A 12,713-nucleotide genomic window follows, 5' to 3' on the forward strand; every position below is an offset into this window, starting at 1 on the left:
CGCCATGGATGGCCCGGCACGCCACCGCGTCCCTGCTCGTCGGCAAGCTGTCGGCATTCGCTAGGCAAAATGCCCTGGCACCGTGCTGGTCGGTGCGGGGGGTAGTTTGCCGAGCGTGATGAGGGACTCCCAGCCGCCAACTGTCGCCTCGATTACGCAAGTATCGGCCGTCAGTCCAGCAGCGGGCGGATCTCGGTGCCCGCGAAACGAATGAATCCCACCGGATCCGGATCGTCGACGGTGGGTTCGAGGACGACGGTGTGCGCTCCGGCGTCGAACCAGCGCCGGACCGTGGCCGCGATGGTGGCGGCGTCGCCTGCGACACCGCTATCGGGCATCTGCTCGCCGCTCTTGGTCCGCCGAGCCGCCTCGATTCGCTCGGCGGCACCATCTCCCGTTGCGGCGAGCAGATAGACGATGAGGGGGTGCCAGTCTGTCCGCCCCGCCTTCGTGCGGCCCTCGTCGATCAGTCGCCGGGCGGTCCGTATTCCATCAGGTGAGGTGCGGGAGGTGAGGATCGTCGCATCGGCCACCTTCCCGGACAGGCGCAACGTTCGCGGCCCAGTGGCGGCCGCGGCCAAGAGCGGCACGGTAGCGGGCGGATGATCCAGAACTGCCGCCTGTAATGTGACGTATCGGCCGTCCATGGTGACCTTCCCCCCATTCAGCAGGCGACGCAACGCATGGAAATACTCCTCCATCAGCGTCATCGGGGACGTAACCTGAGCACCGGCCTGGCTCATCCACTCCTGCACGCCGTGCCCGAAGCCGGGGATCAGCCGAGCCGGATGCAACCGCGCGAGCGTGGCGACCTCCATGGCGCCAGCGCGACGTTGCGCAGTGGCATCGGCATGACACCGAGCCCCACTCGGATTCTTTTGGTCTGCGCCAATACCGTTGCGGCGGTTGCGATCCCGCCTCCGAAGAAGCAGTCCTCCCATAGCCACAGCTGATCCAGGCCACTGCCTTCGGCGGCAGCAGCGGCCGCCGGGAGCTGCTCAGGTGGAAGGTGCGGGAGCGCCACTACGCCGAAGTCGGTCATGCCGTCAACGTATCCGGCCGCGCCGACACGTCTCGGACACGCGCACGGTCGCAATTTCCACGGTCGGCGTAGCACGCTCAGGGCGACACAGTTGCGGGCTGCCTGTGCCTGACAGAGACAACGGCGGCGCGGGTTCGACAGGTCGGCGAATTCGGGACCGCAATCCCGGTGCATCAGCAAGTGCGGAGGGTCGCTCAGCAGACTGATCGCTTCGTCGCCCACCGTCAACTCCAACAGCGGGGTGTCCGATGGGGGCGCGCTCAGCAGCCTGGCCGCCGGCGCCCGGCAGGAACGTTTGACGGGACCCCGTCGATCGGGCCAGATCACCCGGACCGAACCACAGGGGTCAGGTCACGTTGCCTCGCTGTCATCGACCATGACGAGCATCGCGGAGTCGCAGAATCCGGGCTGTCGCAGCCAATAGCGTCGACGCTGAGCAACTCGAGTCACCAACTACGGCTCGGGTACCAGGCCAAGCCAGGCAGTGGTCAGTGGCGGCGGTGAGCTGTGACGATCCAGGCACGCGAGTCGAAGTACACGCCGCCGTCGGCGTTGTGGGCGTCGAGGGTTGTGCGTAGCCGGGTGCGTGCTTGCTCGGCCGCCGCGGCGTCGAGCTTGGCAAGCAGGTCTTTGAATTCCCGTAGGCGGAGCACGGCATCGAAAGCGGTGGCGCTGTCTGGGCCGTAATAGACAGGCTCGTGCACGTCGGTGAAGCTGACGTCCGTGAAGCCGGCCGCCGCCAGGATGCCTTCCGTGACGGTCGGGTCGGCGAGTGAGAATGGGTCCGGACCGCGGGGGGTGGCTGATGCGGCGGTGAGGGTCTGGCGGATCGCAGTGGCCCACTCATTGCGGTCGCGCTCTTGCCACACCAGCAGCACCAGGCGTGCCGCGGGGCGCAGAGAGCGCCCGATGTTGGTGAACGCGGCGACTGGGTCTGCGAAGAACATCGTTCCGAACCTGCTGATACAGAGATCGAAACGCGTTGGTGGAAAGCGGTGAAACTGTGCGTCCGCCTGCTGGTAGGTGACGTTAGCCAGTCCCTGCTCTTCGCTGAGCTGACGGGCCCGTTCGAGCATTGGCGCGGAGAGGTCGACGCCTACCGCGCTTCCGGTGACGGCGGCGCGGGCGGCCTCGCGCGTGGACTGGCCTGTGCCACAGCCGAGATCGAGCACACGGTCGCGAGAGCCGACGCAGGCAGCGGCGCGGAAGAGTTCGTTGTGCAGGCGCAATTCCGCGTCGTAGTCAAACAGGTCGGACATCACCGTCACTGGACCTTCTGTTTTGCCGCCCGGGAATAGTGATAGGTCGATCCCAGCGGAGTGTGGGCGTGCTTGGCCAGTTCGCGCACGCTGGTGGCGTTGAGGCCGCGCCGCCGGATCATATCGGCCGCGCCGGCCACGAGCTTCTGGCGCGAGTCCTGGGAGTCCGCCACCCGACCGCGAAATGCTCCACGACGCGCACGTCGACCTTGGTGGCGTTCGGGTTCGGTCCGGCCAGCGGCCCCTGGGGCGGCATGGTCGCGGACCTGCTGCGAATTCCGTTCGCCGACTACATGCTGGTACCGGTCCCCGCTGGTATCGACCCGCTGCGGGTCGCCGCGGCCAGCGATAACCTCTCCGACGCCTGGCGATGCGTGATACCGGGCTTGCAGGTGCGGCCGGGCGGCAAGGTCCTCGTCCTCGGTGGCGCGGCGCAGAGCATCGGACTGTACGCGGCCGGCTTGGCGGTCCGACACGGCGCCGAGGTCGTCGACTATGTCGATCACCGGCGCGAACGGCTCGATATCGCCGAAAAGTTCGGGGCCAGGCCGTATTCCACGACGTCGAAGGGCAAACTACGGCTCACCGACATTCCGCGTCGCGACTACGCCATCGCAGTGGAAGGCACTTCGTCGGCCGCCGGAGTCGATGCCGCGCTGCGCTCGTTGGCGCCGGGTGGTTTCTGCCAGCCCGTCGGCTACTACCTGTCGGTCGGCACCAAGGTCCCGCTGATGCACATGTACGCCAATGACGCCACTCTGAAGATCGGTGTCTCGAATGTCCGGCCGGTCCTGCCGGAGGTTCTGGATTTCATTGCTCAACAAGACTTCCCTGCCGAAGAGGTCACCACCCTCACCGCCGACTGGGACGACGCACCCGACGCGTACCGAGCGCACACCACCAAGCTGGTCCTACACCGGAAACCGCTCCACACCGTCGACCGCGACCGATGAGCGAGCCGCGGAATGATCAACATGCCCCATCGCCTTCTGGCGCGATGGATTCGGTGGTGAGGTCGTCTACGACGTCGAGTTCTCCGGACCGCGAAATGTCTTCCTGCGCATCGTGAGCGGGCGCATCCACCTCTACGACCAGCCGCCGAATCGCCTCGGGCAGGGCTTCGTGCACCGCGTCGGTGTGCCGACCGATGAGCTGGCATCGGTCGCGGACCGTGTGCGTGCGATGGGCTACTCCGTGACCGACATCTGGGTCGAACCCACCGCGTCGTATGCGATGGCGCAAGGGCCCGACGACCTGCTGATCGAGATCCTCCAGCCGGACCCCGGCACTATCCCGACCGAACTGCACAAGTTCTTCCGACTCTAATGACCACTATCCCAAAGGAGTTGAAGCCATGACGATCATCACGGTGACCAGCGAGAAGGACCGCCTGTCGCTCGACCAGCGCCGGGAGCTGGCACGCTCGCTCACCGATGCCGTGCTCGTTCCGGAAGTCGGGCAACTCGCTCCGGCGGCTCGTGTCGGTTTCCAAGTGCACTTCGTCGAACGCGAACCAGACCTGATGGCGATCGGTGGCGTGCTGGTCAGCGACCAGGAGCCGTCGGCGGACGTCATGGTCATCGATATCGCGGTGATGGACGGCGACTGGACCCAGGAGGTCCGCGCCGAGGTCATCCAACGAACCTTCGCCGCACTGGCCGAAGCCACCGGTGCCGCGACACCGGCACCCGCCTGGTGGGTCAACTTCCGGGTGATCGACGAAGCCAGCTGGGGCTCACTCGGCAGCGTGCTCTCCGTCCTCGACTTGCTCGACAGTGGTGTGTTCACCGAGCAGAAGGCCACAGCGGTCCGGGCACACATCACAGCCGCCGCGCAGACCCGAACCGAGAACATTTCGACGCCCCGCTCTTTCGATTCATCGCGCCGTGTCGCCGTCTCGTTGCGGGTGATCAGGCCGCCGCCCCGCGTGCAGTCTCACAGCTGACAGCCTTCTTGACCTAGTTGTTGTGGGACAGGACGTTGATGTCGTGACGGCGGCGGGTCTGATATCAGGGAGACGGTTTGTCAGGGAACCTTTCTCCTGGCCTGCCTGGGCGCGAGCCAGTGCGTTGTGCTCCTCGGATGCGGTGATCACATCGGCGGTGGGTTCTTAGGGTTGTGATCGGCGGGCGGACCCGTCATCGGCTTGACGGGCATTGAAGATGCTTCGCAGGGCCGTCTCGTCGCCTTCGATGTCGATGAGCCCACGGATTTCGTCGAGGTCGAGCATGCCTGCCGCCAGGCCGAGAACGATCGCGGCGTCCGCGCGCACGAGGGCATCGAGATCTTGACCATTGTGCGGGCCGACCTCTAGACCAGAGCGGGTTGCCCGCAACAGAAACTGCTGCCCGTCGACCGCAACCCCGACCGTGGATGATCGCTCAGTAGCCACCTTGCTGCCGAGCAGGGCCGGGAGGGCCACTGCGAGCCACTCGGGCCGGAAACGGTCCCCGGCGGGGCCCTGCACCATCAGGGGCGCGGACCATCGGATGAGGCCCTCGATCGGCTCCCGCAACTCGGCACCCCACGGCGTGAGTGCGTACGTCACGGCGTTGCCCTCTTCGGCCAACCGCCGCTCGACGACACCGACGTTCTCGAGCTCCCGGAGCCGGTCGGCGAGCAGATTGGTGGCCACACCCGGGAGCCCATCGAGCAGCTCCCGGTAGCGGGCGGGCGCCACTAGGAGCTGGCGGACGATGAGCAGATTCCACCGGTCGCCCACGACATCGAGCGCCCGGGCGAGACCGCAGTACTGACCGTAGCTTCGACTCATTTTCCACCTGCTTGATTTTCTCAAGTGCACTTGACAATATCTAGTCTATCGCTGAAAGGGAGGTGTAGTCATGGCTGACATGGAAAGGCCTGCTTGGGTCGACGAGGAGCTATTCCCGTTCGAGAGCCGTTTCGTCGCCATTGACGGGCACACGATCCACTACGTCGACGAAGGGTCGGGGCCGACGCTGTTGTTCCTGCACGGCAATCCGACATGGTCGTTCGTGTATCGCGAGGTGATCGGTGCCCTGCGAGACGAGTTCCGCTGCATCGCACTCGATTACCCCGGCTTCGGGCTGTCCTCGGCCCGCCCGGGCTACCGGTATCTGCCGGAGGAACACATCCAGGTCGTCACCGCCTTCATCGATGCCCTGGCTTTGAACGGCGCCACCCTCGTGGCGCACGACTGGGGCGGCCCCATCGGCCTCGCCACCGTCGAACAGCGGCCCGACGCATTCGAGAGTTTGGTGCTGGCCAACACCTGGGGCTGGCCGATGAACGGTGATCCCAAGGCACACATCGCCTCTCATGTGATGGGCGGACTCGTTGGGCGCCTGCTGATCAGGCGGCTCAATCTGTTTGTCAATGCGATGATCCCCGCCGGGCACCGACTGCGGAAGCCGACCGCCGAGGAGATGGGCCACTATCGGAAGGCGCTCGCCACCTCCGATCGGCGCCAAGCGACAGCCGTACTGCCCCGAAGCATCACCGCGAGCCGCGCCCTTCTCACCGATGTCGAGGCGAACCTTCCCAACCTGGCATCACTCCCGACTCTCATCATCTGGGGCAACGCCGACGTCGCTTTCGGGGACAAGGACCGACGGCGATGGGAGCAGCTCTTCACCGACCACCACACCGTGATCGTCGAAGGTGGCGGCCACTTCGTGCAGTCCGACGCACCCCACCGGTTCGCGGCAGCGATCCGCGACTGGCGGATGAAGGACTCCTCAAAAGTCGCAAGGCAGGAGTCCTGATCGCGGTCTACGTCGCGGTGCTCGCCATCAACCTCGACATCACGATCGTCAATGTCGCGCGACCCAACTCAGCGCGGACACGCGCGGCCTGCAGTGGGTCGTCGACGGCTACAACCTCGCGTTCGCCACGCTGGTACCGGCCGCCGGGAGCCTGTCCGACCGCTACGGACGACGGCCGGCTCTGTTGATCGGATTGCTCGGATTCGCGTTGACCAGTGCGGAGGGGGCCGTGGCCGAGGGCACCGGCACGCTGATCGCGGCACGCTTCGGCATGGGAGCGTTCGCCGCGCTGATTTTCCCCACGACCCTGTCGATCATCACCAACACTTTCCGCGACCGCCGCCGAAGTCCATGTCACGCATTCCTGACCGTGGCGGCCTTACCCAGGTCGAGGACCTGGACGGACTTCTCCCGCATCTCGACCTTGCGGACCTTGCCGGTGACGGTCATCGGGAACTCATCGACGACCAGGACGTAGCGCGGGATCTTGTAGTGCGCGAGTTTCCCGGTGGCGAAGGCCCGGAGACTCTCGGTCGTCACCTCGCCGGCTCCGTCGCGCAGCTTGACCCACGCGCAGAGCTCCTCGCCGTACTTGACATCCGGCACCCCGATGACCTGGGCGTCGACGATGTCGGGGTGGGTGTAGAGGAACTCCTCGATCTCGCGGGGATAGATGTTCTCCCCGCCCCGGATGACCATGTCTTTGATCCGGCCGGTGATGTTGACGTACCCGTCGGCGTCCATGACCGCGAGGTCGCCGGTGTGCATCCACCGCGTGGCGTCGATCACCTCGGCGGTCTTCTCGGCGTCGTTCCAGTACCCCAGCATCACCGAGTACCCGCGGGTGCACAATTCGCCCGCCTCCCCCCGTGGCACGGTCAGGCCGGTCATCGGGTCGACCAGTTTGATCTCCAAGTGCGGGTGTACTCGCCCGACGGTCGAAACGCGCAGTTCGAGGCAGTCGTCCACGCGTGTCTGGGTCGAAACGGGACTGGTCTCGGTCATGCCATAGCAGATCGTGACCTGCTCCATACCCATCCGGGTCACGACCTGCCTCATCACCTCGACCGGGCACGGCGACCCGGCCATGATCCCGGTGCGCAGGCTCGACAGGTCGTAGGCCGCGAAGTCCCGGTGGTTGAGCTCGGCGATGAACATCGTCGGCACTCCGTACAGCGAGGTGCACCGCTCCCGCTGCACCGCCTCGAGGGTCGCCTCGGGGTCGAAGCCCTGCGCCGGGATGACCATCGTGCAGCCGTGGGAGGTGCATGCCAGGTTGCCCATCACCATGCCGAAGCAGTGGTAGAACGGCACCGGGATGCACACCCGGTCCTCCGGGGTGTAGCCGCAGGTGGCACCGACGAAGTAGCCGTTGTTGAGGATGTTGTGGTGCGACAGGGTCGCCCCCTTGGGGAAGCCTGTCGTCCCCGAGGTGTACTGGATGTTGATCGGGTCGTCCGGTGACAGCGCGGCCTGCGCCTTCGCCAGCCGGGCGGCGTCCCCGCGTCGACCAGCTTCCAGTAATCCGTCCCACTCGGCCGTCCCGATCAGCACCACCGAGCGCAGCTGAGAACAGTTCCCGCGGACCTCTTCGATCATCCCGGCATAGTTCGACGTTTTGAACTCCCGCGCCGACACCAGTACCGAGATCCCGGCCTGCTTCAGCACGTATTCGAGCTCATGCGTTCGGTAGCTCGGATTGATGTTGACCAGGATGGCGCCGATCTTCGCCGTCGCGTATTGCAGCAGCGTCCACTCGGCCATGTTCGGTGCCCATATACCGACCCGGTCGCCCTTGGCGACGCCGGTTTCCAACAGTCCCAGAGCGAGGATGTGGACGTCCTCACGCAGCTGTGCGTAGGTCCACCGCCGGCCGGTCGGGACCTCGACCAGGGCCTCCCGGTCCGGGTGCGCGGCGACCGTGCGGTCGAAGTTGTCGCCGATGGTGTCTCCGACCAACGGCACATCGGAGGTGCCGGAGGCGTAGGACGACCTCACCGGCGCTGCAGGGGTCTGGTGGCTGCCATTCACGCTTGCTACCCCTTCGTGGGAGCCGGGATCACGGGGAGCACGATGCGGGAGGGATTGGTCGCGTCGTGGGCGATTTCCTGCCGGGCCGGCCGCGAGCGCGTGCACTGCTCGATGGGCTCGCCCGTGTTCAGGTTCCGGTCCCAGCGCGGGAAGTTGCTGGATGTGACGTGCACCCGGATGCGGTGACCGGCGCGGAACACGTAACTGGTCGACCACAGGTCGATGACCTGTTCGGTGAACTCGCCCGGCGTCGCCACCGCGCGCACGATGCCGTCGACGATGTTGCGTGAGACGCCTTCGGTGTCGACGTCGCAGAGGCGGACGACCCAGTCGGTCGTCGGGGCGGTCGCCGCGGTGAGGTAGGCCTGGATGCGGCCGGTGACCTCGAGGTCCTCGGCGACTGGATCGCTGGTGAAGACGAGGACGTCGGGCCGTGCTTCGACCCGGGCTTGGTCCAAGGGGCCGGGCAGGAACTCGTTCGACATCAGCAAGGCGCCGCCGGTGGTCGGCACCGGGTCGGTGGGGTCGTAGGTGAAGGCGCCGGTTCTTTCCCCGGCTCCTGGGGCGTCGAAGGCGAGCCGGTCATTCGCGCGGAGGAACAGGTCGGTGTCGATGGCGCGGCCGAGGGGCCACTCCTGCTCCTCGCGCCCCTGGTTGATGCCCATGACGAACAGCAGGACCTGCGGCAACCCGGGCCGAGGTGCACCGTCGTCGACGGCGTCCGGAGCGAGCCACTGGCGGAACCAGTCGAGCTCGAGGTCGGCGAGCGGGCCGCGGAAGCCCATCAGCTCCGTGCTCGCGGCCGTCCCGAAGTTGACTTCGCCGAGGTAGCCCATGGTGCCGATGTGGGACCACGGGCCCATGACCAGCTTCGCCGGCCGGCCGGCCGACCGCGTTGCCGTGAAGTTGTCGAGCGTGCCTTGGCAGAAGATGTCGTACCAGCCTCCGGTGTGCAGGCTCGGCAAGTCGACCTCCGCCTGCCGTCCGGCGACGCGGCAGGACGCGCTCCAGTCCGGCTCGCGCCGGGATCGTTCGAAGCCTAGCTCCGGGATGCCGTGCCGCTCGAAGACGGGATGCTGACCGGCGGGGAGCTCCCAGTACGTGGTGGTCGCGACCGCGTCGAGGTCACCGACCAGCGCCATGAGCGCCTGCCCTCGAGCCATCGAATCGTCGGCGTGCCGGCGGAGCAGGATGTCGACGCCCTGCATGAGCGACCAGGGCACGGTGATGCCGAGTTCTGCGGCGCCACCGCGGGCGAAGAGCCCGTCGTCCGGTTCCGACCAGGTGATCCTCGGCGAGATCGCCTTCAGCTCCGGCGGCTTGGCGAGCGCGGCCATCCACTGAGTATTACCCAAATAGCTGCCCCCGCACATCCCGACGGACCCGTTCGAACCCGGAAGCGCGGTGGCCCAGCGGACCGTGTCGTAGCCGTCCTCCCTCTCGAACGTCCACGGCTCCCACTCGCCGTCCGAGGCGAAGCGGCCCCGCGTGTCCTGGACGACGACGAGGAAACCGCGCCGCGCGATGCCGACCGAACCCAGCATGGCGGCGAACATCGGCGTGTTCTTGCCGTAGGGCAGCCTGGTCAGCAGCACGGGCCACGGCCCGCCGGTGGTGGGCCGGTAGACGTCGGCCCGCAGCACGACACCGTCGCACATGGTGGCCGGCACGTCGTGTTCGATCGTCACGTCAAGCACTGGTAGCCTCCTCGTTCCTCGCGCCGATGCGAGTGACTGGATCCTGACAGACCGGCTACACCCCGCAGTACACCCGAACGGGTGTACCGGTGCAGTGTCGTGAGCTGGAACGACGAGGAGGTACCGGTGAACGACGTGGATCGCCCCCGCCCGCAACCCGATCCGGTCAAGGGCGAGTTCACGTGCGCCTACGTGGTCCTGGCCGGCACAAGTGCGACCGAGGAGGAGCTCATCTCCTTCGCCGGCCGTTCACAGGCCGCTCACAAGCGACCGCGTCTGGTGCGGTTCGTCGACGACCTCCCGAAGACGTCCTCCGGCAAGACCATGCGCCATGAGCTGATCAAGCAGTTCCCGTCGTGACAAATGCCGGTGAGGGCGTGTTTGAGGAGGGAGTGCGGGCGCACCCCCTCCTCGATCTCGGGAAGCAGTACGCGGACCTGCTCGCGGCGGTACCCGGACATGGTCGTCGTCGGTTACGCCGGGAACGGTGCAGACGCCATCACGGTCTGCGCCGAGGAACGACCCGACATTGTGCTGCTCGATCTTCGGCTCCCCGACTGCCTCGCCGCCGACGTCGTTCCCGAGGTGCACCGGGTCAGTCCGGACAGCCGTATCCTGCTGTTCACGGCGTTCCCCGAACACGCCGCCGTGGCGTCGACACTGGCCGCCGGCGCCTGCGGCATCCTGGTGAAACATGCTGGCGGCACAGTCGTCCGCGACGCGATCCGCAGCGTCGCCCGGACCGGCGCCTTTCACACCGGAACGCCCGCCTCGTCCACCGCGCCGGTCACAGCCCGCGAATACGACGTCCTCCGGCTCGTCGCGGCCGGGCACACCAACCCCGAGATCGGCACCGAGCTCAACCTGTCGATCAACACCGTCAAGACCTACCTGCGCGCCGTGATGCACAAACTCGCCGCCCGCAACCGAGCCCAGCTCATCGCGAACGCCCGCGGGCAAGGCCTGCTCTGACCGGTCGGCGGCGACGTTTCGCTGCGGGCTTTGATCAGCCGAGCTCGAGTTCCTTGGCCCACGACGGCACGAGGTCCCGGGTCAGGGTGCGCAGCTGCCGCACCGGTTCGGCGTCGAGGTCGCTGCGGTGGCTGCGTTCGAGCACGTTTCGGGCTGGCTGGCTCCGGGCGATGTTCCGGGATGGCGGGAGTTCGTCGCAGTCGGTCGCGCCTTCGCCGAACGCTGGGAGCTCACGCTCGACGACATCGACCTGTCCGGCCCGGTCCGCCTTGACGAGGATGGAGGGGGCCTGGTGATCTCGCCGTTGACGGCGGAGGACATCCCGTCCGAAGCGACGGCGCTCGAGGCCGAGCTGACCGAGATGCTGCCGTTCGCGCCGACCGTGTCACTGTTGATCGAGCTGGACAAACACACCGGCTACCTGGACTGCTTCACCCACGCCGGCGGCAAGCAAGCTCGCAGCCCAGAGTTGAAACGGAACCTGATCGCGGTCCGTCGAGGTCCGGGCCGCTGGCCCGCGTCAAGGCGGCGTTTGTCGAATGGCTGAAGCCCACACCGACGTTCGCAGCGCAAGCTGTCATCAAACCGAGCCAGGATGCGGTTCGGCGGATTCGGAAGAGGCTCGCGGACGAGCTGCGCGGCCCTCGCGGCTCGAACGCGGCGGCGGTCATCACCAAACTCGCTCCGATCATTCGCGGGTGGGCAGCCTCCAGCACGATATTCGACAAATTGGGCCGCCATGTGAGGGGGCGGCGGCGCAGCAATGCGCGGCCGCTACCCGACAGTCGATCCACGCCCTCAAACGCGACCTCATCTACGGCCACGAAGGAGCCTTCCGGGCGCGGCATCTGGACGGCCAGACCGAACAGGCATGGTGCCTCAACCTGGCCACGAACGCCGTGATCGCCTGGTCACAGAGTATTACGGGCTCGCGGTTGAGTAGATGCGCCGCGAGGGCTGCCGCATTGACGACAAGGTGCTGTCCCACATCAGCCAGGCCCACAGCGAGAACATCAACTTCGGCGCGATCGAGGTCGACATCGATGCTGAACTCGCACACCTCGGGCCGACCGGGTACCGGCCGCTCCGCGTCCGCGACACCCTCTTCTGACCTCGTCCTCGAGTAGGCGTATAAGAGCGTTCGAGACGGCCACAGCAGACGCCGGAAAAATCAAGAGGGGAATCAGGCGTCGGGGAGGACAAGCTCGGCGTTCACGCCGGCGCCGAGCAGGAAGTACCCGAGGAAGGTGACGCCGTCCTCCTGTGCATCGAAGCGTGCGATGCGCATGTCCTCGGGTTCGTAAAACACATCGCCGGGCTCGAGCACGGTTTCCGGTTGTCCCTCGATCTGATAGATCACCGACCCCGTCTCGATATTGCCGAAGACCGGCCCGTTATGGATGTGCAACCCTGCGGCGTATCCGGGTGCGATGGTGATCCGCCGGATCTCGACACGCTGGGTGGCCAGCGGCTGCGGCAGTTGCTGGTCCATCACGATCACACGGCTCAGCGGCGGGGCTGGGTCAGCCCGGTCTCCGTCCACAGCGTGGTATTCGGCGGCCGTCACAGCCTGCGCGAACTCCGCCGTACTCCCGTCCACCGGAAGTTCCTCGATGGCCAGATGCGTCATCGATTTGTCGGGAGTCGCTCCGTGCCAATGCCATTCGTCGGCCTCGATCCGCACGGTGTCGCCGGTTCGGATGGTCTCGACCGATCCCCCGCGGCGTTGCACGAGCCCCGCGCCGTCGGTCACCACGAGCACCTGCCCGACCGGGTGACGGTGCCAGCGCGTGCGGGCACCAGGGGCGAACCGGACGCTGTCGACCTGCGTCCGCGACGGGCCGTCGGGGACGGCGAGTTCTGCGACGCACGCGTCACCGGTGATGAACGCGGATGAAGCGGATACGGCAGTGTGAGGAGCGTGGGATATGCGCATGCTTGTCGTATTTCCTTGATGTCGTGCGGT

The 12,713-nt window shown here is 66.6% G+C and carries 13 protein-coding genes and 4 pseudogenes; 9 read left to right on the plus strand and 8 right to left on the minus strand.

Going from position 1 to position 12,713, the window contains the following annotated elements:
* Window positions 1–170: 170 nt before the first annotated feature.
* The 4 genes and pseudogenes from AB0H00_RS22645 to AB0H00_RS22660 form a co-directional block, all read right to left on the minus strand.
* On the minus strand, window positions 171–818 hold the full coding sequence (locus AB0H00_RS22645) for an LLM class flavin-dependent oxidoreductase (protein ID WP_357269319.1): 648 nt from the start codon (window positions 816–818) through the stop codon (window positions 171–173).
* The gene (locus AB0H00_RS22650) at window positions 776–1,042 is read right to left on the minus strand and encodes an LLM class flavin-dependent oxidoreductase (protein ID WP_357269322.1); all 267 of its coding nucleotides are present in this window, start codon (window positions 1,040–1,042) and stop codon (window positions 776–778) included. The genes AB0H00_RS22645 and AB0H00_RS22650 overlap by 43 nt, the downstream gene beginning before the upstream one ends.
* A gap of 488 nt (window positions 1,043–1,530) precedes the next feature.
* Window positions 1,531–2,301, minus strand: coding sequence for a class I SAM-dependent methyltransferase (locus AB0H00_RS22655; RefSeq protein ID WP_357269325.1), 771 nt, complete (start codon window positions 2,299–2,301; stop codon window positions 1,531–1,533).
* Window positions 2,302–2,336: 35 nt separating this feature from the next.
* Window positions 2,337–2,423, minus strand: a pseudogene (locus AB0H00_RS22660) (TetR family transcriptional regulator); the annotation flags it as partial.
* 90 nt (window positions 2,424–2,513) lie between these two features.
* On the opposite strand from AB0H00_RS22660, the gene AB0H00_RS22665 reads away from it, so the two are divergent.
* Genes AB0H00_RS22665 through AB0H00_RS22675 form a run of 3 tightly spaced genes read left to right on the plus strand, consistent with a single transcriptional unit; the run spans window position 2,514 to window position 4,246 of the window.
* Window positions 2,514–3,254 carry a zinc-binding dehydrogenase gene (locus tag AB0H00_RS22665; RefSeq protein ID WP_357269328.1) on the plus strand — a complete coding sequence of 247 codons (741 nt, stop codon included), beginning with the start codon at window positions 2,514–2,516 and terminating at the stop codon, window positions 3,252–3,254.
* A 28-nt stretch (window positions 3,255–3,282) separates the two neighbouring features.
* Window positions 3,283–3,627 (plus strand): VOC family protein, encoded by a 345-nt coding sequence (locus AB0H00_RS22670; protein ID WP_357269487.1) that lies wholly within the window; start codon window positions 3,283–3,285, stop codon window positions 3,625–3,627.
* A gap of 28 nt (window positions 3,628–3,655) precedes the next feature.
* Window positions 3,656–4,246 (plus strand): hypothetical protein, encoded by a 591-nt coding sequence (locus AB0H00_RS22675; RefSeq protein WP_357269331.1) that lies wholly within the window; start codon window positions 3,656–3,658, stop codon window positions 4,244–4,246.
* A gap of 165 nt (window positions 4,247–4,411) precedes the next feature.
* Here the strand turns inward: AB0H00_RS22675 and AB0H00_RS22680 are convergent, their stop codons facing one another.
* A complete protein-coding gene (locus tag AB0H00_RS22680; protein WP_357269334.1) occupies window positions 4,412–5,074 on the minus strand; it encodes a helix-turn-helix domain-containing protein in 663 nt (220 codons plus the stop codon).
* 70 nt (window positions 5,075–5,144) lie between these two features.
* Between AB0H00_RS22680 and AB0H00_RS22685 the strand changes: the two genes are divergently transcribed.
* Together AB0H00_RS22685 and AB0H00_RS22690 are read left to right on the plus strand one after the other, a co-directional pair.
* Window positions 5,145–6,047, plus strand: coding sequence for an alpha/beta fold hydrolase (locus AB0H00_RS22685; RefSeq protein ID WP_357269336.1), 903 nt, complete (start codon window positions 5,145–5,147; stop codon window positions 6,045–6,047).
* Between the two features lie 88 nt (window positions 6,048–6,135).
* Window positions 6,136–6,336: pseudogene (locus tag AB0H00_RS22690) on the plus strand (MFS transporter); the annotation flags it as partial.
* Between the two features lie 65 nt (window positions 6,337–6,401).
* Here AB0H00_RS22690 and AB0H00_RS22695 read toward each other — a convergent pair.
* Together AB0H00_RS22695 and AB0H00_RS22700 are read right to left on the minus strand one after the other, a co-directional pair.
* Entirely contained in the window at window positions 6,402–8,045 is a 1,644-nt protein-coding gene (locus AB0H00_RS22695) for an AMP-binding protein (protein ID WP_357269339.1), read from the minus strand.
* A 38-nt stretch (window positions 8,046–8,083) separates the two neighbouring features.
* Window positions 8,084–9,775, minus strand: coding sequence for a CocE/NonD family hydrolase (locus AB0H00_RS22700; RefSeq protein ID WP_357269342.1), 1,692 nt, complete (start codon window positions 9,773–9,775; stop codon window positions 8,084–8,086).
* Window positions 9,776–9,901: 126 nt separating this feature from the next.
* Here AB0H00_RS22700 and AB0H00_RS22705 point away from each other — a divergent pair, with 126 nt between their 5' ends.
* From AB0H00_RS22705 to AB0H00_RS22720, 4 genes and pseudogenes are all read left to right on the plus strand, one after another.
* The gene (locus tag AB0H00_RS22705) at window positions 9,902–10,135 is read left to right on the plus strand and encodes a hypothetical protein (protein WP_357269345.1); all 234 of its coding nucleotides are present in this window, start codon (window positions 9,902–9,904) and stop codon (window positions 10,133–10,135) included.
* A 99-nt stretch (window positions 10,136–10,234) separates the two neighbouring features.
* Window positions 10,235–10,747 carry a response regulator transcription factor gene (locus tag AB0H00_RS22710; RefSeq protein WP_357269348.1) on the plus strand — a complete coding sequence of 171 codons (513 nt, stop codon included), beginning with the start codon at window positions 10,235–10,237 and terminating at the stop codon, window positions 10,745–10,747.
* A gap of 256 nt (window positions 10,748–11,003) precedes the next feature.
* Window positions 11,004–11,237: pseudogene (locus AB0H00_RS22715) on the plus strand (hypothetical protein); the annotation flags it as partial.
* A gap of 292 nt (window positions 11,238–11,529) precedes the next feature.
* Window positions 11,530–11,858 (plus strand): annotated as a pseudogene (locus tag AB0H00_RS22720) (Tn3 family transposase); the annotation flags it as partial.
* Between the two features lie 72 nt (window positions 11,859–11,930).
* On the opposite strand, the gene AB0H00_RS22725 reads toward AB0H00_RS22720, so the two are convergent.
* Window positions 11,931–12,683: a cupin domain-containing protein gene (locus AB0H00_RS22725; protein WP_357269351.1), complete on the minus strand. Its 753-nt coding sequence runs from the start codon at window positions 12,681–12,683 to the stop codon at window positions 11,931–11,933.
* Window positions 12,684–12,713 lie beyond the last annotated feature (30 nt).

Source organism: Nocardia sp. NPDC023852, from assembly GCF_040639505.1.
Lineage (GTDB): Bacteria > Actinomycetota > Actinomycetes > Mycobacteriales > Mycobacteriaceae > Nocardia.